The sequence below is a fragment of the Chitiniphilus purpureus genome, from assembly GCF_025642115.1.
Classification (GTDB): domain Bacteria; phylum Pseudomonadota; class Gammaproteobacteria; order Burkholderiales; family Chitinibacteraceae; genus Chitiniphilus; species Chitiniphilus purpureus.
In genome coordinates this window covers 1,501,973-1,526,238 of sequence record NZ_CP106753.1, presented here as the reverse complement: position 1 = coordinate 1,526,238, position 24,266 = coordinate 1,501,973, and the positions used below count along the sequence as shown (strand labels likewise).

Here is a 24,266-nt window from a genome sequence, read left to right as displayed (position 1 = left end):
TATCAAGATAGGAGCCCTTAGGCGCCGCGCGCCTGCTCCCGATCACCATGGCCTATCGCTCCCCTGCGTTCTTCATGCTGCGTCTGTTGGTGGTCACGCTGGCACTGGCGATCGGCGCCGCCGGCCTGTTCGCGTCCTGGCGCATCGAACAGGCGCCACGCGAGAACCTGCACCTGCGCGCCGAGCACGAAGCGCGGCGCAACACCACGCTGCTGATGGGCTGGCTGGACACCCGGCGTCAGGCGCTGCGCGGCATGGCCGCGTTGTTCCTGAGTTCGGATTCGGTCAGCGCCGCCGAATTCCAGCGGGCGGCCGAAGTGATGCAGTCGGCGGCCGACGAGGACAGCCGGATGCCGATCGCCTATCTGCAGGAAAACGACAGCCAGCAGCTGCGCGTGGTGCATCGGGCCGGCACCCCGCTGCCGGGCTTCAATCCAGATCGCACCCCTGGCCTGACCTGGCTGCTGCGCTATGCCGTACCCGGCAACCGTGGCACCTATCTGAGCCCACCGTTCCGCAATGCGGACGGCGGCTGGCGCGCCTACCACGCCTATCCGCTGCTGCGCCAGGGACGGCGCGCGCTGGTGCTGACCGTGATCGACTTCAACGATATGTTCCGCACGCTGTCCACCGACCATCTCCAGCTGCGCCTGGCACTCGCCCCGCTGGGCTCGCCACCGGTCTTCCTGCGCGGCACGGCCACCCCGTTCCCCGGCAGCCGGTTCACCATCCCGATGAGCATGCACCGCGCCAGCAGCACCTGGTACTGGTATTGGGACGTGCTGCCGATGCAGAGCGGTACCGCACGCTACACCCAGTGGCTGTCAGCGGCGATCCGCTACGGCGGCCTGGTGCTGGCGCTGGCACTGGGTGCTGCGGCACTGATCCTGCTCGAACTCTACCGGCGCAGCTACCAGCGCGAGCAGGAGCTCAAAAGCGCGCGCGATCTGCTGATGGAGAGCGAGACGCACTACCGCACGCTGGTCGACCAGATGCCCGGCGCGGTATTCCGCTGCCAGATCGACCGTACCTGGCACATGATCTATCTGAGTCCGGCGATCGAAATGCTGACCGGGTTGCCGCCGGCCGCACTGGTCGACAACCGCCAGCAGCGGTTTTCCGACCTGATCCACCCGGATGACCGCGACCAGGTGCGGCGGCGGATCCAACATGCCTTGATCGGCGACGAAACCTACGAACTCGAATACCGGCTGCTGCGCCCGGACGGCCAGTTGCGCTGGGTCTACGAGCGCGGCCGCACCACGCAGTTGGGCAGCCAGCGCGCGATCGACGGCGTGCTGCTGGACATCAGCGCACGCAAGGAGGCGGAAGCCGCGCGCGAAAACGCACTGCGGGCGCTGCGCGCCATCATCGACAACACCCCCAATGTGGCGATCCAGGGCTACGACACCGAAGGCCGGGTGCTGTTCTGGAACCACGCCAGCGAAAAGCTGTTCGGCTGGAACGAGGCGGAGGCGGTCGGCCGGCGCGCCGCCGACTTCATGTTCTCGGAAGTCGATCACCACAATTTCGTCGGCGTGCTGCATCACATCGCTGCCACCGGCGAGGCAACCGAGCCGACCGAATGGCCGGTGACGCGGCGCGACGGCCGCATCGCCTGGACCCTGTCGACCCAGTTTGCGATCGACCTGGAAAACGGGCGCACCGGCTTTGTGTGCATGGACGTGGACATCACCGTGCGCAAACAGTACGAGGACGAGCTGCGGCTGGCGCGCGACCGGCTGGAAGAGGCGGTGGCCGAGCGCACCCGCGCGCTGCAGGCCGCCAACGAGGAGCTGCGACAGGCAATGAACCAGCTCGTGCAATCGGAAAAGCTCGCCTCGCTGGGCAGCTTGGTGGCCGGTATCGCCCACGAACTCAACACGCCGCTCGGCAACACGGTGACGGTGTCCTCGACGCTCAAGGAAAAAGTGGCGGAATTCCGCACGCGGCTGGACGGCGACCGGCTCAAGCGCTCGGATCTCGCGTCCTTCGTCGACACCTGCGGCGAGGCAGCGGCGCTGATCGAGAAAGGCGCGCAGCGCGCCAGCGAGCTGATCAGCAACTTCAAGCAGGTGGCGGTGGACACCGCCAGCACCCGCCGGCGCGACTTCGACCTGAAGCAGACGGTGACCGAGGTGCTTTCCACGCTGCGCCCGCAGTTCAAGCACACCCCGCACCGGGTGGTGCTCGACCTGCCCGAAGGCATCCGCCTGCAAAGCTATCCCGGCCCGCTGGAACAGGTGCTGACCAATCTCGTGACCAATTCACTGACGCATGGCTTCGCGGCGAGCGAGGCCGGGGTGATCCGCATCCATGCCGGCAGGATCGACGAACGTGAGCTGCATCTGATCTATGAAGACAACGGCTGTGGCATTCCGCAGACACTGCGCAGCCGGGTGTTCGATCCCTTCTTCACCACCCGCTTGGGACAAGGCGGCAGCGGATTGGGGCTATACATCGTATACAACCTCGTCCATCGCATACTGGGCGGCAGGCTGGAGCTGGACGAGGCTGCGCAGGGCGGCGTGCGCTTCACGCTGATACTGCCGCGCAATGCCCCGCAGCCGCAGGAACATACGACGCATGAATTCCACTCCTGACGAAGAACTCATCCTGGTCGACGACACGGGCGGCTCGGCGCCGCGCCATGCGGCAAGCTGGCCGGTGCTGGTGATCGACGACGATGAGGAAGTGCATGCGGCGACGCGCTTTGCGCTGGCTGAGCAGCCCATCTTCGGCCGGCCGCTCGCGCTGGTCCATGCCGAGTCGGCCGCAAAGGCACGCGCGATCCTCGCCGAGCGGCGCGATTTCGCCGTCATCCTGCTCGATGTGGTGATGGAGACCGGTGACGCCGGCCTCAAGCTGGTCGAGCACATCCGCAAGACGCTCGGCATGCACGAGTGCCGCATCATCCTGCGCACCGGCCAGCCGGGATACGCGCCGGAACTGACGGTCTTCAACGACTATGACATCAACGACTACCGCACCAAGGCCGAGCTGACCCGCACCCGGCTGATCACCGCCATCACCGCGGCGCTGCGTTCCTACGAGCAACTGCGCACCATCGCCGAGAACCGGCGCGGGCTGGAGCTGATCGTCAACGGCGTGACGCATCTGATGGAACAACACGCGCTGACGCAGTTTGCCGAAGGGGTGCTCACCCAGATCACCGCGCTGCTCAAGCTGCCACTTGACGGCATTGTCTGCGCGCAGAAGGGCTCGCCGTTCGACGAGGGCGACCGGGAACGCCTTTACATCGTCGGTGCCGCCGGCCGCCTGGCCCCGTTGATCACCGCCCCGCTCGATACGCTGCACGAACCGGGCATCCGGCAGGCGATCGAGCAGACCATCACCAGCGGCTTGCATCAGTTCGGCAGCGGCTACACCACGCTCTATCTGCGCGGTGCCGAACAGGAAGGCGCAGTGTTCATCGACACCGGCCACGCGCTGTCCGAAGCCGACCGGCAGCTGGTCGAGGTGTTCGCAGCCAACATCTCGGCGTGCTTCAGCAACCTCAACTACATGGAGAAGCTCAACTTCGCCGCGTATCACGACGCGCTCACCCATCTGTCCAACCGCAGCAACTTCATCGTGCAGCTGGAGCAGGCGCTGCGCGAGGAGCGCGGCCCGCTGGTGACGGTGCTGGTCGATATCGACCACTTTGCCGATATCAACGACGGGCTCGGCCATGACGTGGGCAACGAGCTGCTGGTGGCCGTGGCGGCGCGGCTGGAGTCCGCGTTCTACGGCCAATGCCGGCTGGCGCGCATCGGCGCCGATGTGTTCGGCCTGCTCGGCGACGAGGTGCTGCTCGCGCCCGAGGCGATGCAGGCCCTGTTCGCCGCGCCATTCGACGTGGGCGAGCACCTACTGCCGGTCAATGTGAAACTCGGGTATTGCCGCCTTGCCGACGGTGGCGGCAACGGTTTCATGCTGCTCAAACGCGCCAATATCGCGCTCAACCGCGCCAAGAAAAGCCTGTCGGCCGACTTCGACTACTTCAGTGGCGACATGGAGGAACACACGCGCTGGCGGCTCGACCTGATCCGGCAGCTCAAGCATGACTTCCACGCCGAAAAGCTGGTGGTGTGGTACCAGCCGCAGGTGGCCATCTACAGCGGCGACGTGGTCGGGGTGGAGGCGCTGCTACGCTGGCCGGACGGTGATGGCTTCGTACAACCGCCTTCGGTGTTCGTGCCGCTCGCCGAATACTCCGGCCTGATCGTGGAAATCGGTGAATGGGTGCTCAGCCAGGCCTGCCACGCCTACCGCGAGCTGGCGCAGCTGCAGGAAAGCCGCATCCGCATCGCGGTCAACATCAGCATGCCGCAGTTTCGCGCCGGCAATCTGACCGAGCGCGTCGCCGCACTGCTGGGCAGTCAGCGCGTGCCGCCTTCGGCGCTGGAGCTGGAGATCACCGAGAGCGTGGCGATGGACGAGCCCAAGACCGTGATCGCCGCACTCGAAGGGCTGCGCGCGCTCGGCGTGAGCATCGCCATCGACGACTTCGGTACCGGCTATTCGTCGCTGGCGCAGTTGCGTGCGCTGCCGATCGACCGGCTGAAGATCGACCGTGCTTTCATCGACGAGATCCGCGACGGCCGGGGCGGGCTGTTCGCCGAAACCATCATCTCGCTGGGACAGAAGCTGGGATTGCGCCTGACCGCCGAAGGCGTGGAGACGCCGGAGCAGGCAGGCTTCCTGCGCGCGCTCGGCTGCAGCGAGGCGCAAGGCTATTTCTACGCGCGCCCGATGCCGCTGTCCGAACTGAAGGTCTGGCTCGCCGCACGCCAGCGCGTCTGAGCCGTGGCGCTGCCCCGGCCGTCTAGGCCGGCCACAGCGGCGCCTCGTCCATCGCCGCCACCTGCTCGCGCAGTGCCAGGATGTGCTCCTGCCAGTAGCGCTGCGTGTTGAACCACGGAAATGCGTGCGGAAACGCCGGGTCGTCCCAGCGTTGCGCCAGCCAGCCGGCGTAGTGCATCAGGCGCAAGGTGCGCAGTGCCTCGATCAGATGCAGTTCGCGCGCATCGAACCCGCAGAAATCCTCGTAGCCGGCCAGCACATCGGCGAGCTGGCGCACCCGGTCCTCGCGCTCACCCGAAAGCAGCATCCACAGGTCCTGCACCGCCGGGCCCATGCGTGCGTCGTCCAGATCGACGAAGTGCGGCCCGTCCGGCGTCCACAGCATATTGCCGCCGTGCACATCGCCGTGCAGCCGCAGCGCGGCCACGGTGCCCGCGCGTTGATAGCAGTAGGCCACGCCCTCGAGTGCCTGCGCCGAGACGCTCTCGTAGGCCGGCAGCAGTTCGGCGGGGATGAAGCCGTGCTCCAGCACAAAGGTGCGCGGCACGGTGCCGAACGATTCAGGTGTCAACGCGGGACGATGGGCGAACGGTTCGATCGCGCCCACGGCATGGATGCGCCCGAGAAAACGCCCCAGCCAGGTCAGCGTCTGCGCATCGTCCAGCTCCGGAGCCCGCCCGCCGCGCCGGGGAAACAGCGCAAACCGGAATCCGCCATGGGTGAACAGCGTCTGCCCGTCGATCACGCATGGTGCCACCACCGGAATCTCGCGCTCCTGCAGCAGCGTGGAGAAGACGTGCTCCTCCAGTATCTGCGCATCGCTCCAGCGCCCGGGGCGATAGAACTTGGCGATCACCGGCGCCGCATCCTCCACCCCCACCTGGTAGACCCGGTTCTCATAGCTGTTGAGTGGGAATTGGCTGCCGTTGACCACAAGCCCCACGCTTTCGAGGGCATCGAGCACCAGATCGGGGGTCAGTGCCGCGTAGGGGTGCGGCGCGCTTTCAGCAACGGGAACGGGCATCGGATCTCACAAAGCTGTATAGAACGCGCATTATCCCACGCGCCGCCGCGCAAGGCGGGACAGCGTGCCGCCGCGGCCCTGTTCCCGGCTTGGAACCGGTTGGGCGGCTTGTGCAGCCTATGCCTTGGCGTGCAGGCCACACTCCTTGAATTCGGGGTTCTCCCACCACCAGCGGCCGGCGCGCACGTCCTCGCCCAGCGCCACCGAGCGGGTACAGGGCGCGCACCCGATCGATGGATAGAACTGGTCGTGCAGCTTGTTGTACGGCACGTTGTTGCCCCGCAGGTAGGCCCAGACTTCCTTTTCGGTCCATTCGAGCAGGGGATTGAACTTGGCAAGGCCGTTGCCTTCGTCCCATTCCTGGTGCGCCATGTCGGTGCGGGTGGGCGATTGCTCGCGGCGCAGTCCGGTGATCCACGCCTTCTTGCCCGCAAGCGCCCGCGCCAGCGGCTCCAGCTTGCGGATGCGGCAGCATTCCTTGCGCATCGCCACCGACTCATAGAAGGCGTTGATGCCATGCGTGTTCACATAGTGCTCGACGCTGGCGGCGCTGGGGAAGAAGGTGACGACCTGCGTGGTCGGATACGCCTGCCGTACCGTGGCCATCAAATCATAGGTCTCCGCCGGCAGCCGCCCGGTATCCAGGCTGAAGACCCCGATATCAAGGCCGTGCCGGGCGATCAGATCGGTGATCACCATATCCTCGGCACCGAAGGAATTGGCAAACATCGCCGGGCTGTATTCAGCCTCGATGCCGCGCAGCACCGCCAGCGTCTGCGCCAGCTTTTGTTCCAGATCCATGATTGACTCCAAGCGACCGTGACCGGTCAAAACACAAGTTTGGCCCCCACCAGCGCCAGCATGCCGGCCAGCACCGGGCGCAACACCCGGTCAGGCAGGCGGCCGGTCAGGTGGCTGCCAAGATAGATCCCCGGAAGCGAGCCGATCAGCAGGTTGGTTAGCAGGCCCCAATCGATATTGCCCAACCCCGCGTGGCCCAGGCCCGCCACCAGCGTCAGCGGCACCGCGTGGGCGATCTCGGTGCCGACCAGGCGCGCCGTCGGCAGCAGCGGAAACAGCAGGAACAGCGCGATGGTACCGATGGCGCCGGCGCCGATCGACGACAGGGTGACGATGACCCCCAGCAACACGCCGGTGGCCACCGTGGCCCACAGCCGGCGCCGGCCACCGTACAGGGTCTCGCCGACCGGGATATGGCGCTGGGCAAAGGCCAGCAGCCGCTGCTTGCACACGATGGCGGCCGCGGTCACCAGCAGGGCGATCCCCAATGCGTGCTTGATCACGGTATTGATCGCCTCGGTATCGGCACGCAGCCCGTGCAGCGCCCACACAGTGGCAAGCGCCGCCGGCACGCTGCCCGCGGCGAGCCAGGCGCTGATCTTCCAATCGATATTGCGCTGCCGCTGGTGCACTACCACGCCACCGGCCTTGGTGATGGCGGCATAGAGCAGATCGGTGCCGACCGCGGTCGCCGGATTGACGCCGAAGAACAGCAGGATGGGCGTCATCAGCGAGCCGCCGCCGACGCCGGTCACGCCGACGATGAAGCCGACCGCGAGGCCGGCGACGATATATCCGAGTTCCATGCAAGACCTTGAGCGGGGTAAGGGGGCGGCCGGTGCGCAGCGGTGTGGCAGGGGGCGCCGCGACGGTCCGTGCCGGCGATAGGCACGGCGGAGGGCCATGATAACAACCGGGGTTATAAGACCATATACTGATGTGTTAGGATTTTAGAATAACGAGTTATTTCAGGAGAAAGACCATGAAGCTGCAGCAATTGCGCTACTTGGTCGAAGTGGCCAAGCAGGGGCTGAATGTCTCCGAAGCGGCCGAGAAGCTGCACACCTCGCAACCGGGCATCTCCAAGCAGATCCGCCTTTTGGAGGATGAACTGGGCGTGCAGATCTTCATCCGCAACGGCAAGCGGGTGGTCGATGTGACCGCGCCGGGCCGCGAGATCCTGCGTATCGCCGAGCGCATGCTGATGCAGGCGCAGAACCTCAAGCGCATCGGCGAGGAATTCGTCAACGTCGAGGGCGGCAGCCTCACCATCGCCACCACCCACACCCAGGCACGCTACGCGCTGCCCGAGACGGTGAAGGCCTTCCTGGAGCGTTATCCCAAGGTGCGGCTCTCGATCAAGCAGGGCAGCCCCACCCAGATCAGTGAAATGGTGGTCGAAGGCGAAGCCGATCTTGCCGTCGCCACCGAAGGCATCGACCACTACCCCGAGCTGGCGATGCTTGACTGCTACGACTGGAACCGCTCGGTGGTGGTCCCCGACGGCCATCCACTCACCACGCTCGAACGCGCGCTGGCACTGGAGGACATCGCGGCCTATCCGCTGATCACCTACGATTTTGCCTTCACCGGACGCAGCAAGATCAACCGGGCGTTCGAGCAGCGCAACCTCACACCCAACGTGGTGCTGACCGCCATCGATACCGACGTGATCAAAACCTATGTGCGCCTGGGTCTGGGCATCGGCCTGATCGCCAGCATGGCCTACGAGCCGGAACACGATACCGGGCTCGATGTGATCGATGCCGGGCATCTGTTCGAGAAATCGACCACCCATATCGGCATCCGCCGGGATGCCTACCTGCGCGGTTACGCATTCGACTTCATCCAGCTGTTCGCCCCACACCTGACACGCGAGGTGGTACGGCAGAACCTGCTGTGCGAGGCCCAGGACGCGGACGAGGACTGAGCCGCCACCGGCACGCCTCCCCTCCCGCCCCGGGCTTGCCTGCCGCAGCATCCGCAGCGATGCCGGACGGTGGGCAAGGCACCCGCTTCAGCCGCGATCCTGCCGGCCGCAGGCGGCAGACGCCGCCCTGCTCACATCTCCTCCAGCACCCCGATGCCCAGCAGATCCAGGCCCGTCTTCAGTGTATTGGCCGCGGCGGCGCACAGCGCCAGACGACTGGCGCGCGCTTCGCCTTCGGCCTTGAGCACCGGGCACGCTTCGTAGAAGCGGCTGAACTTCGTTGCCAGCTGGTAAAGATAGGCACAAAGAAAGTGCGGGCAGGTCTCCGCCGCCACCTGGGCGATCAGATCCGGGAACTGCGCCAGCTGCAGCGCCAGCGCGTGCTCGGCCGGTTCGGTCAGCATGAGTCTGGCGTGACGCTCGAAAGGGCCGGCGGCGCGGAAGATGCTGGCCAGCCGGGTATAGGCGTACTGCAGATAGGGCGCCGTGTTGCCCTCGAAGGACAGCATGGTGTTCCAGTCGAAGATGTAGTCACTGGTGCGATGCTTGGAAAGATCGGCGTACTTCACCGCGCCGATGCCGACGGCACGGGCGATGCTGCGGCGCTTCTCCTCGGCAAGATCGGGGTTCTTCCCGCTGACCAGATCGAATGCGCGGCGCTCGGCCTCGTCCAGCAGTTCCACCAGCTTCACCGTGCCGCCGGAGCGGGTTTTGAACGGCTTGCCGTCCTCGCCCATCATGGTGCCGAACGCGACATGCTCGGTGGCGACCGCCTCCGGGATGAAGGCGGCCTTGCGTCCCAGCGTAAACAGTTGCTGGAAGTGCAGGCCCTGACGCGCATCGACCACATACAGCAGGCGGTCGGCAGCGAGCCTGCCGGCGCGGTGGCGCAGCGCGGCCAGATCGCTCGTCGAATACAGATAACCGCCATCCTGCTTCTGGATGATGTACGCCTGCGCCTCGCCTTCCTTGTTCCTGAATTCGTCGAGGAACACCACCTGCGCGCCCTGATCCTCGGTCAACAGCCCCTGCGCGCGCAGATCCTCGACCACACGCGGCAGATCGTCGTTGTACGCCGACTCGCCCATCACATCGTCGCGCGTGAGCTGCACGCCCAGGCGCGCGTACACCGCCTCACAGTGGGCAAGCGACACGTCCAGGAAGCGCTGCCACAACGCCCGCACGCGCACATCGCCCCCCTGCAGCTTGACCACGTAGTCGCGTGCCTGGTCGGCAAAGGCCGCGTCCTCGTCGAAACGCTGCTTGGCCGCGCGGTAGAAGGCTTCCAGATCATCCAGCGCCAGCTCGTCGCGGCCGGCCTGTTCGGTCTGCACCAGATAGGCTGTGAGCATGCCGAACTGCGTGCCCCAGTCGCCCACATGGTTCTGCCGCAGCACCTGATGCCCCTGGAACGCCAGCACCCGCGCCAATGCATCGCCGATGATGGTCGAGCGTAGATGGCCCACATGCATTTCCTTGGCAAGGTTGGGCGACGAATAATCGATCACCACCTTCTGCGCCGGATGCGCCCCCGCGCCCAGCTGCACATCGGCCTGTTGGCGCGCCACCGTTTCGGCCAGGAAGCCATCGGCCAGCGTGATATTGATAAACCCGGGCCCGGCGATCTCGACCTTGCTGGCAATGCCATCGAGCTGCAGCGCCGCCACCACCTTGGCCGCCAGCTCGCGCGGATTGAGCTTGAGCGCCTTGGCCGCGCCCATCACCCCGTTGGCCTGGTAATCCCCGAACTCCGGCTTGGACGAAAGCTGCACCACGGGCGGAGCATCCACCGCGCCGGCAGCAGCCAGGGCAGCGGCAACACGGGCGGAAAGAAGCGCATGAACAGTCATCGGGGATTCTCAGGCTGGCAAGGAAAGGGCGACATTCTACCGGAAGGGGCCGGCAGGCCACGAGCACCGACCAAGCCTGGATGGGCCAGCGGCGGCAATGCAGCTTTTCGAAGCGGATCCAGCAGTCGCGCCCCTGCCCACGGTGACCAGGCGGCAGACCGGTCTTGTCAAAATCCCCCCTGATTTCTTTCCACTCACCTAGAAAAAATATCGCTAATCCTGACTTTTTGTTGACGATTGTCTGTTACGATCAGCCGGCTGTCATGCTTGGAATGGTGGATGGCGGAGCCTGCATATATCAATCAGCCCGGGTCCGATGCTGCTTTGCGCACTGGACCCCGCACTGTACCTGCATGCAGGAACAAGCCGCTGCAACACAGGTTCAGGCACTCCCCCAGACCATGCGTCACGCTGCATGGCAATCCACACCGAATGGTTGATCAATGATGTCTCATAAATACTGGAATGCTGTATTGCTGCTGCTTGCATTGCTTGTCTTTTCGACAACGCATGCGGCGGGCGAGGATGAACGTCCGCCGCGCAGGGGGTATTGGTATTGTGGGCAATATGGATGTGCATTTTCTCTTCCAGAAATGGGAGAAATGCACATGAAGGCATGCAATGAGCACCCCAGAGGCATCAAGTGCTCATTTATCCCGGGTTCCTCTTGGTATTACGCGGGCGATACACGGGCCGGGACGGGTGAACTCGCCCCCATTTTCGTCCGCCACTACCATTTCACGCACGAACCAATCGATAACGTTCGTGGGTCGCGTGTCGGAGAGTATGGCCGCTGTGGCGCCGGGCAGTTCTATAGCATTGCAACTGAGCAATGCGTCACTGCCTGTCCGATCGGCTCCTATCTCAGTGTCAGCGCCAATGGCTGTCGCCAAGTGAATCGGGAATTGGTAGACGATGATCCCGATCTGGGTGAGCCGGACCAATGCTCCGGCAATCCGATTGCCACCGCGACAGGCAACAAGTTCGAACATGAACTTGACCACGCGTCCAATACACTGCCCCTGATCCGCTACTTCAACAGCCAAGCCGGTTCTGATCTAGGGCTGGGTTTCGGTTGGCGCCATGGTTATAGCGGACGCATCGTGCATATGAAAACCACGCTGCCAGTGGAGGTTTGGAGCTTTCCTGGCCCCCCCGGCACCAGAACACAGATGGCTGCCGATACCCAGCTGGATTGGGCCACGTATCAGCAATTGCAACCTGAACGGTTCAGCTCGTACGACGACTATTTCGTGCTGGAACGGGCAAACGGCAAGCGCTGGTCCTTCAAGGTTTGGGGGTATGGTCCCGCAACGCCACGCGCTGACAATTCGCTGCGGCAATACCAAGTGTCGTTCAACGCCAATGGTTTCCGAGTGGTGGATGGCGCCAATATCGAATTCTATGACAACGACGGTCGTCTGATTTCGATCGAGACCCCGGCCAACACCATCACCTTGTCCTATTTCACTTCAAGCAAAATGCTCAAGCAGGTTTCCGATCGCTACGGTAATTCGATCCAATTCAAATACGACACAAATGGCCGCATCAGTGCCGCCACGACCAACGGCGGAGCGACCCTCCAATATGCCTACGACGCCGTCGGGCATTTGGTCTCGGTCACCCACCCTGACCAGACCAGCCGCCAATACCACTACGAAGACCCCAATCCCTACCTCCTGACCGGCATCACCGACGAAGCCGGGGTGCGCTACGCCACCTGGCGCTACAACGCCGACGGCGAGGCCATCTCCTCCGAGCACGTCGGCGGCATCGACAAGGTCAGCCTCGCCTTCACCCAGGCCGGCAGCACCCGCACCACCACCGAGACCGATCCCCTCGGTACCGTCCGCCGCTACCACTTCACCCAGATCGGCAAGCGCTGGCTGCTCACCGGCCAGGATCAGCCCGGCGGCGCCGGTTGCGGCCCGGCCAGTGCCACGCTCGGCTATGACGCCAACGGCAACGTCCAGTCCCGCACCGACTTCAACGGCGTGAGCACCACCTACGGCTACGACCTGACCCGCAACCTCGAAACCACCCGCACCGAAGCCGCCGGCACCCCGCAGGCCCGCACCGTCACCACCACCTGGCACCCCACCTTCCGCCTGCCCGCCACCCTCACCGAACCCGGCCGCGTCACTACCTTCAGCTATGACGACCAAGGCCACTTGCTGCAAAAGCAGATCACCGCCGACGGCGTCACCCGCGCCTGGCGCTGGACCTATCTGCCCAATGGCCTGCTGGAGACCGCGACCGATCCGTTGGGCCAGCTCACCCGCTACAGCTACGACGCCCAGGGCAACCTCGCCACCGTGACCAACCCGCTGAACCAGGTCACCCGCTATCCCCGCTATGACGCCCACGGCAACCTGCTGGAGCAGATCGACCCGGACAACCGCAGCACCACCTTCAGCTACGACCTGCGCCAGCGCTTGAAGTCCCGCACCGAGGTCCACGGCACCACCACCTTTGATTACCTGCCCACCGGCCTGCTCAGCAGGGTCACCCTGCCCGATGGCAGCGGGCTCAGCTATCGCTACGATCCGGCGCACCGCCTGGTCGGCCTCGACCACAGCAGTGGCAGCAAGGTGGAATACACGCTGGATGCCGCCGGCAATCGCACGCGCGAAGACCGGATCGATCCAAGCGGCGCACTGGCGGCCGGCCAACAGGCGGTCACCGCGGCACAGGCCCTGCCCACCGCACCCACCGCCCACTGAGCGCTCAAGGACGATCCGATGCAACAGCACCTCATTGCCGCCCTGCTAACGCTGGGCGCCTCCGGCCTGCTGGCCGCCGCCGTACCGACCCACCAACCGGTGGTCAGCACCTTCTACGACTACGATGCGCTCGGCCGGCTCGAACGCATCATGGATGCCCAGGGCCACCAGACCACCTTCACCTATGACGCCAACGGCAACCGCACCGCGCAAACAGACCCGCAAGGCAGGGTGACGCGCTATGAATACGACGCGCTCAACCGGCTGAGCAGGATCACCTATCCGGATGGCGGCGTGGTCAGCCTCAGCCATGACGCCCGCGACAACCTCGTCAGCGTCACAGATCCGGAGGGCTTCACCACCCGCTACAGCTACAACGGCTTTGACGACCTGATCCAGCAGATCAGTCCCGACAGCGGCACCACCACCTACACCTACCAGGCCGACGGCCAGCTGCAGACCCGGACCGACGCCCGCAACAAGCCTGCCACCACCCGCTACGACCCCCTCGGCCGCGTGACCAGCGTCGCCTACGGTGACGAAACCCACACCTTCCACTACGACCCGGCCCAAGCCATCGGCCAGCTGGCCGGCTTTGGCGACAGCAGTGGCAGCACCCGCTACAGCTACACCGCGCAAGGCTGGCTGAGCCGGGTTGAACGCCGGATCGGCGCCGTCACCCTGGCCAGCAGCTATGGCCATCTGGCGACCGGCCAGGTGGAACGGCTCACCTATCCGTCGGGCAGCCCGATCCGCTACAGCTGGGCCAATGGCCGCATCGCCGCGGTGCAGCTGGGCAACACCTTCATCGCCCGCAACATCCAGTACAGCGCCGACGGCCGCCTGATCGGCTGGACCTGGGGCAATGGTCAGGTGTGGCAACAACCGGGCGACTTCGCCGGCCGCACTGCCGGCATCACCCTGGCCAACCAAAGCTACAGTTACCAGTACGACCGCAGCGGCAACCTGACCCACCAGGACCCCGGCATCGCCACCCAGGTGCGCAGCTATGGCTACGATGCCAACGACCGGCTGCGGCTGGCCAACATCGGGCAGCACACCACCTTCGGCTTCCAATACGACCGCAACGGCAACCGCACCGAAAAGACCACCGGCACCCAGACCAGCCAGGTCATCACCTACAGCCCGACCAGCAACCGCATCCACGAGCGGACCGAAGGCGGCAGCACCGTGCGCCACACCTGGGACGCCGCCGGCAACATGACCAACAGCGGTGCCTTCGTCTACAACAACGCTGGCCGCCGCATCCGCAACAAGCACAGCAATGTGTGGTGGGACAACCAGTACAACGCGCTCGGCCAATGGGTGAGGAAGACCGACAACGGCAGTCGCACCAGCTATTTCGCCTACGACGAAGCCGGCCAACTGCTGGGCGAATACGACGCCACCGGGCAGCGGGTGCAGGAAACGGTGTGGCTGAACGGGCACCCGATCGCGGTGCTGCAAGGCCCCAGCAGCGCGACCCGGCTCTACTACGCCTGGAGCGACCACCTAGGCACGCCGCGGCAGCTGTCCGAGCCGACGACGAAGAAGGTGGTGTGGGACTGGCCGATCGGCGAGCCGTTCGGCCACAGCCAGCCCAACGAAGACCCGGATGGTGACGGCGTCAGGATCGCCTACAACCAGCGCTTCCCCGGGCAGTATTACGACAAGGATTTTGGCTTCGTCTACAACTACTTCCGGGATTATGATCAGCGGACGGGCCGGTATTACCAGAGTGATCCGATTGGCTTGGCGGGGGGGATTAATACGTATGCGTATGTAGAGGGAAGCCCACTTCAGAACGCCGATCCATCGGGTTTGGCGGGTTATCTGAGAATCAAGTGCGATCCATTTTCAACTGCTGGCTGCACTGACAATCTCAATGACCTTCCAGAGCCCGGGGCCAATATTGGTATACCGGAAAATTGCCCAGAAGTCGCTTTGCGCGGGGCTGCTGGAGGGGCAAAGCCAGGGAATGGTCGAAGCAGCGCTCTTAATCAAGCGAAGCGTGATCTAGGTATTCCACGTTCGCAACATCCTGACTCTGTCTCGCGCATCCCTATGACTAGCAAAAGTGGGAAGAGTATAGTAGGTCCGGATGGCAGGCCAATTGTCACACGCGAATATACTTACACGCGCCCAGATGGTAGCAAAGTTGTTGTTCAGGACCACTCTGCCGGGCACCGCTATGGTCAAGGAGGGGTTGGAGATCAGGGACCACATTTCAACGTGCGCCCGCCTGAAAATACACGTACCGGTTATGTAGCTGGCACGAAAGAACATTATTCATGGTGAATAACAATGGTTACAAATTACTGGACTGATCTGGTTTTGGACGTGAACCCCATTAGGGCAATATATGGGGCAAATCCTCCAACTCTTGAGGCAGTCGATCTTCACGAAATGGTTCTTCATCGCGATGGGCCAAGGGTCTTGTTACGATTTGATTTGCAAGATTTCCCCCAACACCCGCCCAAGAAATGGGTCGACGCAGGATTCAACCGGGTGCAAATACAACTACTAATTTCCAACATCCAGGATTTATTGATAATAGGATTGAAGCCACAGACACGCATCAACATCATAATCAACAAAGACGGGCCTCTAATTCGATTACAAGCCGACAATGGAATCGTTCAGTTTAATTTAACAGGAGAATCGTTGATCGTTGATAAAATCAGCGCATACCGTGATGCATCACTAGCCTGACCAGGCATACCACACCTGTTGTTTTGCATAAATTCCTAGATTAGGGATTGACATATTACGGAAGAACAACAGAGCAAGACCCAGCATTAATCCAATCACCAGGATCAAGCTGTTTGCCACACGTTATTTAATAGCAGAAGTAAAAAACAGAAGCTACGGCAAAGCATTATCAATATACCCATAGGGGCCATTGAAAACTCTATCACCGAATTTAGACAAAGAGCGACACCAATGCAAGATTTCCTAAACTGGGCAACGTCCGTCTTCCTTGGAAAGACTATATTTTTTGTTTTAACATCGATCTCACTTGCAGCACTGCTTGGGTCCGCAGGGGCTTGGGGTTCGTTAAAAAAATCAAAAATCCGTGGAAAACCAGAAAAGAATCAAGAATAAAAACCAAGAAACCAGAAATTCTTACCCTATTCAATCAAAGGAAAACGGTCACGACAACAAAACAGATGGAAATGACAAGGTTTCGCTGGAAGAAATTTAAACATCCTGATTTTTAGCCCTCTCAATCAAGTCCGTGTATGACTTACGTCTGCCTAAACTTGTTTTTCAAGACCAATTTCTGTCGTTAATCACGCAGTTCCACAGCCAGGGCACGACAGAGATCTACTCCGGCTGGCAGAACTGCCAAAGCACAACTGCGCCAGTCAAATATCCCCAACCCGATGCAAGGGCGCGCAGAACCAGCCGCTCGGTATGTCATTGCTGCCTGCTGCACCCAAGCATCCGATGCGGTGATTTCGGTACAATCCGGCTTTGCCCTTCGCAGCCCTTCCCGCCGCATGTCCTCCCCCTCCCCGGCCTTGCATCTGCTTGAGCATGTCTTCGGCTACCGCGCCTTTCGTGGTGAGCAGGCGGCGATCGTCGAGCAGGTGGCGGCGGGAGGCGATGCGCTGGTGTTGATGCCCACAGGGGGCGGCAAGTCGTTGTGCTATCAGGTGCCGGCCCTGTTGCGCGAGGGGTGCGGTGTGGTGGTCTCACCGCTGATCGCGCTGATGCAGGATCAGGTCGATGCGCTCAAGGAGCTGGGCGTGGCGGCGGCGTTTCTCAACTCCACCCTGGAGATGGATGCCGCGCGTGAGGTGGAGCGCGCCTTCGTGGCCGGCGAGCTCAAGCTGTTGTATGTGGCGCCCGAGCGCCTGGTGACGCCGCGCTTCCTGTCGTTGCTCGCGCGGGCGCGCCTTGCGCTGTTTGCCATCGACGAGGCGCACTGCGTCTCGGCCTGGGGCCATGATTTCCGGCCCGAGTACCTGCAGTTGTCGGTACTCGCCGACGGGTTTCCCGGGGTGCCGCGCATCGCACTGACCGCAACCGCCGACCATGCCACGCGGCAGGACATCATCACCCGGCTGCGGTTGGAGACAGCCCGGCAATTCGTCTCCAGCTTCGACCGCCCCAACCTGCGCTACACCATCGTCGAGAAGAAGAGCGCACGCGAGCAGTTGCTCTCGTTCATCCGCCGCGAGCACGAGGGCGATTCCGGCATCATCTACTGCCTGTCGCGCAAGAAGGTCGAAGACACGGCCGCCTGGCTGCGCACGCAGGAGATCAAGGCGCTGCCCTACCACGCCGGCATGGAGGCCGAGGCACGGGCGCGCAACCAGCAGATCTTCATCCGCGACGAGGGGGTGGTGATGGTGGCGACCATCGCCTTCGGCATGGGTATCGACAAACCGGACGTGCGCTTCGTCGCGCATCTGGATCTGCCCAAGAGCATCGAGAACTACTACCAGGAAACCGGCCGCGCCGGCCGCGATGGCCAGCCTGCCGACGCTTGGCTCGCCTACGGCCTGAACGACGTGATGCTGCTGACCGAGATGATCGAAGGCAGCGGCAGCGCCGAGGAGCAAAAGGCGGTCGAGCGTGCCAAGCTCTCGGCGATGCTGGGGTTGTGCGAGGCCACCGGTTGCCGACGCATCGCCATTCTTGGCTACTTCGGCGAACAGACACAGCCATGCGGCAATTGCGATAACTGCCTCAATCCGCCCAAGCTGATCGATCACAGCGAATCGGCCAGGAAAGCGCTTTCCTGCGTGTTCCGCACCGGCAACCGCTTCGGGGTGGGCCACCTGGTGGACGTGTTGCAGGGCAAGCAAAGCCCCAAGGTCAAGGAATTCTGCCACGACCGCGTGTCGACCTTCGGCATCGGCAAGGACGTGGACGAAGCCACGTGGCGGGCGATCTACCGGCAGCTGCTTGCGCGTGGCGCGCTGCGGCTCAAGCTCGAAGGCCACGGGGGGCTGGAACTGACCGACGCGGCCCGCGCCTTCCTGCGTGGCGATGCGCCGCTGTCGCTGCGTGCGCGTACCGAGAAATTCCACTACCGCGGCGAGCGGGGCGGCGAGTTCGAGCAGCCGGCCGACCGCGCGCTGTGGCAGGCCCTGCGCCGCTGCCGCAAGGAGCTGGCCGATGCGCAGAACGTGCCGGCCTACGTCATCTTCGGCGACACCACGCTGAAGGAGATGGTACGGCTGCGCCCGGCCGACCACTACGAGCTGTCGCGCATCTCGGGCGTGGGCGATCGCAAGCTGGAGAAATACGGCGACGCCTTCCTTGGCGTGATCGCAGCGCAGCGCTGAGGTCTAGGGCAGCCAGCGGTCACCCAGCGCAAACGCCAGCAGCAGCAGGACCATGCAACACACGGCAAACCAGCCCAGCCAGAAATTGCTCTGGAACAGCCATTGCCACCATCGGGCCTCGATCCGGCGATAGGCCCTGCTGCGGCGCCAGTGGCGCTGCATGCGGATGAAGCCGGTCAGATCGCGCTCTTCGCCTGCCTCGCGCATCAGCACCAGATCGGGGTAGTGCCGCTCGGCGTATTCGTACAGGACGCGGGCACAGATCAGGTAGCCGAATTCGCCGGCCACGGCACCGACCACCAGGCCGGGCAGCATGTAATCGGTAAACCAATGGGCCATCACCACGCCGGTCAGATCCGTGACCCGGTCAGCATGATCGGGGGCGCTTGCCCTGTGTTTCGGTCAGATCAGGAAACCCGCCAAAAACACCATCAAGGCCAGCGTGCCGACCCAGCCGATGACGCGGTTGGCCACGAACAGCCGCCGCCAGAACGGATGTGCGATCCGGCGCCAGTTGCCGCTGCGGCCGATGTCGCCCAGAGTGGTGATGAACCCCATCGCGATATCGTCGCCATGCATCCATGTTTCGCGCTTGGGCAACAGGTCGCCATAGTTGCGCGCGATGTAGTCGAACAGCAGCCGCGCCAACAGCACGTACAGCAGCAGGCAGAGCACCGCGGTGCCGATCAGCGCCGGCACCACGTTTTCGATATACCAATCCATCTCGCCCCTCCCCCGATGCGACGTTGTCATGTAGGCAGCATACGCGACCGTGCCGGCAGTGCCACCGGCGCCGTGCGCATCGACCCCATGCGCCCACCACATGGATCAGCCGGGGTCGCGCAGCAGCCCCAATGCCGATTCGCTGGCCAGCCGCCGCCGCTCCCACAGCGTGACGATGCCCGCCAGCGCCAGCCCGGCGATCAGGCTCGCCGCCGGCAGCCACAGGTTGAAGGACACCGGCAACGCCAGCACCTGCCGCCCCACCAGCCAACCGGTGGCACTGGCGGCGAGCCCGGCCACGAGGCCGGCGGTGGCGCCGATCAGTGCGCCCTCCCACCACTGGATCGCGGCGATCTGCCGGCTGTGCGCGCCCAAGGCCCGCAATACCGCTGCCTCGCGCCGTCGCTCCGGCGCCGAGGTCTCCAGCGCGGCCAGCAGCACCACCACCCCGGCGGCAAGGCAGAACACGAACACCAGTCGCAGCACGCTGGCGGACAGGCCCAGCACGCGCCGCACCTCGCCGAGCACTTCGCCGACGTCGATAAAGGTCACATTGGGAAACGTCCGCGACCAGCCGGCCACTGCGGCGCGGTGCTGCGGCGGCAGGTAGAAGCTGGTGATCAGGCTGGTCGGCGCCTCGCCGAACATCGCCGGTGTACCGACCACGAAGAAGTTCACCCGGAAGGAGTCCCACTCCACGGTGCGCAGATTGACCACCCGCCCCTGCACCGGCGTGCCGGCCACATCGAAGGTCAGCGTATCGCCCAACCGGATGCCGAGGGTCTCGGCCAGCCCCGCCTCCACCGACCAGCCGGATGCGCCCGACAACGGCTGGCCGGCCTGCAGCTTGTTGTCCTCGCGCAGCTGCTCGCCCCAGGAGAGGTTGAATTCGCGTTCAGCCAGCCGGCGGGCCCGGTCGTCCTCATAGCGCGCCACCTCGACCGGACGGCCATTCAGCGCCACCCAGCGGCCCCGGATCATCGGCTGCAGCAGCGCATCGGTCACACCGGCGGCAGCCAGCGCCCGCTGGAACGACGCCGCCTGATCGGGTTGGATGTTGAAGGCGAACAGATTGGGCGCATCTGGCGGCAGGCGCCGCTCCCAGCTCGACAGCAGATCGCGTTCGACCGCGGTGAGCAGCCACAGGCCGAGCAGGCCGACCGCGAGCGCCCCGAGCTGGGCGGCCGACAGCCAGGTGCGGCGCGCCAGCTGGCGCAGTGCGATACGGGCGGCGAAGCCGCGCACCACGCGCGCAGCCACCCGCAGCAGCAGCCAGCCCAAGAGGCCGGAGGCCAGCAATGCGCCGGCGATGCCACCGGCCACATACAGCGCGAGCGTGGCACTGCCTGCCACCCAGAAGAACACGGCCGCGGCCGCCGCAAGGGTGATGGACAAGCTCAGCCATAATCGCGCCGGTGCGACCAGCTCGCGCCGCAGCACGCGCGCCGGCGGCGTGCGCGCCAGCTGCATCAGCGTCGGCCCCGCCACCCCCGCGAGCAACACCAGCCCCAGCGCGCAGGCGGCCAGCCAAGGCCAGGGTGCCGGTTGCGGCAGCGCCCCGGGCAGACTGTCGCGGATCAGCAGCGCCAGCACGGCCTGCGTGATCCAGCCGACCGCGCCGCCGATCAGCGCCGCCAGCCCGAAGATCAACGCCAGCTCGGCGAACAGCAACGCGCGGATGCGCATGCGCGTGGCACCCAGCGTGACGAACAGCGCCACTGCGTCGGCCTGCCGGGCGCTGTAGCGCCTTGCCGCCAGCAGCACGGCCGTGCCGGCCAGCGTGGCCGCCAGCAGCGTGACCAGCCGCAGGAAGGTTTCCGCACGCTCCAGCGCGCGCCGCACCTGCGGCTGCGACTCGCGCACATTCTCCAGCCGCTCGCCGCGCGCCAGCGTGCGCTCGGCCTGCTGCTTCCACTGCGCCACCGCCGCATCCGGCCCGGCCACCAGCAGCCGGTAGCGGATGCGGCTGCCGAATCCGAGCAGGCCCGATTGCGGCAGCTGTGCCGCATTCATGATCAGGCGTGGCTGCAGCCCGGCGAAGTCGACCGCGATATCCGGCTCGCGCTCGATCAGTGCGCCGACGCGCAATTGCAGCCGCCCCAGCCGCACCCCGTCGCCGACCTTGAGCTTGAGCCGGTGCGCGAGCCGCTCGTCGATCCAGACTTCGCCCTGCGGTGGCGCGGCGTGCACGGCGTAGCTGCCCCGACCGGCATTCAGCGTGAGCCTGCCGCGCAAGGGGTAGCGGCCGGCAATCGCCTTGACCGTGGTCAGTGCCGCATCGCCGTTGGCCGAGGCCATCGACGGGAAGGTCTGGACCTGGCTGGTGGCCAGCCCGAGCCGGGCCGCCTGCTGCTGCGCCGCAGGCCGGATCGGATGGTCGGCGGACAGCACCGCATCGGCCGCCAGCAGGTTGTTCGCTTCGGCATTCAGCAGTGCGCCCACGCGCCCGGCGAACAGGCCCACCGCCGTCAGCGCCGCGATGGTGACCGCGAGCGCGGCGATCAGCGTACGGTGCTCGCCCGCGCGCAGCCCGCGCAGGAACTGGCGCCAGGCCAGCGTGAGAAGTCCGCCGCTCATGCGTTCACCTGCTCGATCACGCGCCCGCCGGCCAGCCGCAGCCGCGCGCCACAGCGTGCGGCCAGCTTCTCGTCGTGCGTCACCAGCACCAGCGTGGTGCCGGACGAGGCGTTGAGCTCGAACAACAGGTCGGCGACGTGCTCGCCCGTATGGGTATCCAGGCTGCCGGTGGGCTCGTCAGCGAACAGCAGCTGCGGGCCGGGTGCGAACGCGCGGGCCAGCGCCACGCGCTGCTGCTCCCCGCCCGAGAGCGTGCGCGGCGTATGCTCGCGCCGCGCCGCGAGCCCCACCCGCGCCAGCCACTCCCCGGCGACAGTGGCCGCATCGGCACGCCCGGCCAGCTCCAACGGCAGCATCACGTTCTCCAGCGCGGTCAGTTCGGGCAGCAGGTGGAAGGCCTGGAACACAAAGCCGCTGACCCGCCCGCGCAGCCGGGCGCGGCCATCCTCGTCCAGCTCGCCAAGCGACGTGCCCGCCAGCCTCACCGTGCCGCGGCTGGGCACGTCCAGGCCCGCCAGCAGCGAGAGCAAGGTAGACTTGCCCGAGCCACTGGCACCGACGATGGCCAGGCTCGCCCCGGCGGGCAGCCGGAACGAAACGTCGGCCAGGATGTCGAGCTCTTCCGTGGCGGCGGTGACATGCTTGCCCAAGCCGGCGGCTTCGAGCATGAAAGGCGGATTGACAGGAGCGGGATTCACGATGATGGGCCTTCGCGGATATGGGCGGATGGTGGTGGGCCTGTTGGCCTTGTGGTTGGGTCTGATCACGGCCCCGGTACGGGCAGCCGAGCCAGTGCTGCTGGTATTCGGCGACAGTCTCTCGGCCGGGTACGGCATTGCGGCACAGGCGGCGTGGCCACGGCTGCTCGACCAGACGCTCAAGCAGCAGGGCAAGCCTTATCGGGTGGTGAACGCCAGTGTGTCGGGCGAAACGACCGCCGGGGGACGGACTCGGTTCCCGGCGGCACTCAAACAGCACAAGCCCACTATCGTGGTCATCGAGCTGGGTGCCAACGACGGACTGCGCGGGCTGCCGGTCAAGACCGCCCGTGCCAACCTGGCGGCGATGATCGAAGCGGCGCAGCGCAGCGGCGCCAAGGTACACCTGGTGGGCATGCAGATGCCGCCCAACTACGGCCCGGACTACACCGCCGAATTCGCCGCCGCCTATGCCGACCTTGCCAGACGCTACCGCACCGGGTTCACGCCGTTCCTGCTCGCCCCGGTGATCGCGCGGCCGGATCTGTTCCAGAACGACCGGCTGCACCCCACGGCCGAGGCGCAGCCGCTGCTGGCGCGGATGCTGGCACGCGACCTGGCGCCGCTGCTGTAGCCGGCGCTATTTGTTCTGCTGCTCGGGCATCACTTCCACGTACTTGACCACACGGTTCACCCCCTGCACATAGCTTGCCGAGCGTGCGGCACGCTCAGTGAGTTCGGCGCTGGCCAGGCCCATCAGATAGACCGTGCCGCGCTCGGTGGTCACCAGGAAATGCAAGGCGCTGGCATTGCCTGCATCGGACAGGATGGTGGCCTTGACCCGTGCGGTCAGCTGGGTGTCGTTGAGGCGCTCGGTCGGTGTCGAGGGCGGTGCTGCCACGGTCTCGTTGTACACCACCCTGGCGCCGGGCCAGGTACTGGCGACCTGCGCCACATTCTGCCGCGCCGCCTCGTCCGGCAGTTCGCCGGTGAGCAGCACGCGGCCATTGAAGACGTTCACGTTGACATGCGCGCGCTCGCGGTAGGTATCGATCACCCGCGCGCTGATGCCCGCGCCGATATCGATGTCGCTCTTGATGGTCTGCGCATTGCGCGGATCGGAACCGACCAGCGCCCCCACTGCGGCGCCGGCCACGAACACGGCCGGCACGCACGCCGAGAGCCCGAGCACCGCCACGGCGGCCAAGGCGACAAGACGTTGTTTCACGTTATTCCCCTCCCAACAGCAGATAGTCCACGGCATCGCACAATGCGTGGATGATGGTGATATGCGCCTCCTGGATGCGCGCGGTACGCGTCAGCGGCACGCACAGGTGGATGTCGTCGCCCGCCAGCAGTTCCCCGACCTGGCCACCCTCATGCCCGGTCAGCGCGATCACGCCCATCTGCCTGTCGTGCGCCGCATGCACCGCGGAGATCACATTGGCCGAATTGCCGGAGGTCGAGATCGCCAGCAGCAGATCGCCGGCACGGCCCAGCGCATGCACCTGCTTGGAAAACACCAGGTCGAAGTCGTAGTGGTTGCCGATCGCGGTCAGCACCGAGCTGTCGGTGGACAACGCCAGTGCCGCAAGGCCCGGACGTTCGCGCTCGAAGCAGCCGACCATGCAGGCCGCGAAATGCTGCGCCTGCGCCGCCGAGCCGCCGTTGCCGCAGGCCATCACCTTGCCGTCGACCATCAACGTCTGCACGATCTTCTCGGCCGAGACGGCGATCGCGGGCGCCAGCAGCGCCATCGTGGTCTCGGCAGCGGCGATGCTGTCGAAGAAATGCCGCTGTACCCGTTCGGTCAATACCATGTCATTCCTTTGTG

18 protein-coding genes are annotated in these 24,266 nt (G+C 64.9%); 8 read left to right on the top strand and 10 right to left on the bottom strand.

Features of this window, described 5'->3' with window-relative positions; translation table 11 throughout:
• Positions 1-47 precede the first annotated feature (47 nt).
• Both N8I74_RS06995 and N8I74_RS06990 read left to right on the top strand, forming a co-directional pair.
• A complete protein-coding gene (locus tag N8I74_RS06995; RefSeq protein ID WP_263126151.1) occupies positions 48-2,603 on the top strand; it encodes a PAS domain-containing sensor histidine kinase in 2,556 nt (851 codons plus the stop codon).
• Positions 2,587-4,806, top strand: coding sequence for an EAL domain-containing response regulator (locus tag N8I74_RS06990; RefSeq protein WP_263126150.1), 2,220 nt, complete (start codon positions 2,587-2,589; stop codon positions 4,804-4,806). The genes N8I74_RS06995 and N8I74_RS06990 overlap by 17 nt, the downstream gene beginning before the upstream one ends.
• A 22-nt stretch (positions 4,807-4,828) precedes the next feature.
• Here the strand turns inward: N8I74_RS06990 and N8I74_RS06985 are convergent, their stop codons facing one another.
• The 3 genes from N8I74_RS06985 to N8I74_RS06975 all read right to left on the bottom strand — a co-directional run bounded on the left by N8I74_RS06985 (position 4,829) and on the right by N8I74_RS06975 (position 7,437).
• Positions 4,829-5,830, bottom strand: a complete 1,002-nt coding sequence (locus N8I74_RS06985) for a serine/threonine protein kinase (RefSeq protein WP_263126149.1) — start codon at positions 5,828-5,830, stop codon at positions 4,829-4,831.
• Positions 5,831-5,947: 117 nt separating this feature from the next.
• Positions 5,948-6,631, bottom strand: coding sequence for a phosphoadenylyl-sulfate reductase (locus tag N8I74_RS06980; protein WP_263126148.1), 684 nt, complete (start codon positions 6,629-6,631; stop codon positions 5,948-5,950).
• Positions 6,632-6,657: 26 nt separating this feature from the next.
• Positions 6,658-7,437: a sulfite exporter TauE/SafE family protein gene (locus tag N8I74_RS06975; RefSeq protein WP_263126147.1), complete on the bottom strand. Its 780-nt coding sequence runs from the start codon at positions 7,435-7,437 to the stop codon at positions 6,658-6,660.
• A 176-nt stretch (positions 7,438-7,613) separates the two neighbouring features.
• Between N8I74_RS06975 and cysB the strand changes: the two genes are divergently transcribed.
• Entirely contained in the window at positions 7,614-8,561 is a 948-nt protein-coding gene (gene cysB, locus N8I74_RS06970; protein WP_263126146.1) for an HTH-type transcriptional regulator CysB, read from the top strand.
• A 131-nt stretch (positions 8,562-8,692) separates the two neighbouring features.
• On the opposite strand, the gene argS is transcribed toward cysB, so the two are convergent.
• Positions 8,693-10,411, bottom strand: coding sequence for an arginine--tRNA ligase (gene argS / locus N8I74_RS06965; protein WP_263126145.1), 1,719 nt, complete (start codon positions 10,409-10,411; stop codon positions 8,693-8,695).
• A gap of 893 nt (positions 10,412-11,304) precedes the next feature.
• Between argS and N8I74_RS06960 the strand changes: the two genes are divergently transcribed.
• The 4 genes from N8I74_RS06960 to recQ all read left to right on the top strand — a co-directional run bounded on the left by N8I74_RS06960 (position 11,305) and on the right by recQ (position 18,434).
• A complete protein-coding gene (locus N8I74_RS06960) occupies positions 11,305-13,134 on the top strand; it encodes a DUF6531 domain-containing protein (RefSeq protein WP_263126144.1) in 1,830 nt (609 codons plus the stop codon).
• An 18-nt stretch (positions 13,135-13,152) separates the two neighbouring features.
• On the top strand, positions 13,153-15,432 hold the full coding sequence (locus N8I74_RS06955) for an HNH/endonuclease VII fold putative polymorphic toxin (protein ID WP_263126143.1): 2,280 nt from the start codon (positions 13,153-13,155) through the stop codon (positions 15,430-15,432).
• Between the two features lie 6 nt (positions 15,433-15,438).
• Positions 15,439-15,846 carry an immunity 50 family protein gene (locus tag N8I74_RS06950; protein WP_263126142.1) on the top strand — a complete coding sequence of 136 codons (408 nt, stop codon included), beginning with the start codon at positions 15,439-15,441 and terminating at the stop codon, positions 15,844-15,846.
• 791 nt (positions 15,847-16,637) lie between these two features.
• Positions 16,638-18,434, top strand: a complete 1,797-nt coding sequence (gene recQ / locus N8I74_RS06945) for a DNA helicase RecQ (RefSeq protein WP_263126141.1) — start codon at positions 16,638-16,640, stop codon at positions 18,432-18,434.
• A gap of 3 nt (positions 18,435-18,437) precedes the next feature.
• On the opposite strand, the gene N8I74_RS06940 is transcribed toward recQ, so the two are convergent.
• The 4 genes from N8I74_RS06940 to N8I74_RS06925 form a co-directional block, all read right to left on the bottom strand.
• Positions 18,438-18,773, bottom strand: a complete 336-nt coding sequence (locus N8I74_RS06940) for a hypothetical protein (RefSeq protein ID WP_263126140.1) — start codon at positions 18,771-18,773, stop codon at positions 18,438-18,440.
• A 63-nt stretch (positions 18,774-18,836) separates the two neighbouring features.
• Complete coding sequence (locus N8I74_RS06935; RefSeq protein WP_263126139.1) at positions 18,837-19,157, bottom strand: hypothetical protein; 321 nt, start codon at positions 19,155-19,157, stop codon at positions 18,837-18,839.
• A 105-nt stretch (positions 19,158-19,262) separates the two neighbouring features.
• Positions 19,263-21,734, bottom strand: coding sequence for an ABC transporter permease (locus tag N8I74_RS06930; RefSeq protein WP_263126138.1), 2,472 nt, complete (start codon positions 21,732-21,734; stop codon positions 19,263-19,265).
• Positions 21,731-22,402: an ABC transporter ATP-binding protein gene (locus tag N8I74_RS06925; RefSeq protein WP_263126726.1), complete on the bottom strand. Its 672-nt coding sequence runs from the start codon at positions 22,400-22,402 to the stop codon at positions 21,731-21,733. Before N8I74_RS06925 ends, N8I74_RS06930 begins: the two co-directional genes overlap by 4 nt.
• Before the next feature lie 31 nt (positions 22,403-22,433).
• Here N8I74_RS06925 and N8I74_RS06920 point away from each other — a divergent pair, with 31 nt between their 5' ends.
• Positions 22,434-23,066, top strand: coding sequence for an arylesterase (locus N8I74_RS06920; protein WP_263126137.1), 633 nt, complete (start codon positions 22,434-22,436; stop codon positions 23,064-23,066).
• A gap of 6 nt (positions 23,067-23,072) precedes the next feature.
• Here the strand turns inward: N8I74_RS06920 and N8I74_RS06915 are convergent, their stop codons facing one another.
• Together N8I74_RS06915 and N8I74_RS06910 are read right to left on the bottom strand one after the other, a co-directional pair.
• On the bottom strand, positions 23,073-23,660 hold the full coding sequence (locus N8I74_RS06915) for a BON domain-containing protein (protein ID WP_263126136.1): 588 nt from the start codon (positions 23,658-23,660) through the stop codon (positions 23,073-23,075).
• 1 nt (position 23,661) lies between these two features.
• Positions 23,662-24,252, bottom strand: coding sequence for a phosphoheptose isomerase (locus tag N8I74_RS06910; protein WP_263126135.1), 591 nt, complete (start codon positions 24,250-24,252; stop codon positions 23,662-23,664).
• Positions 24,253-24,266 lie beyond the last annotated feature (14 nt).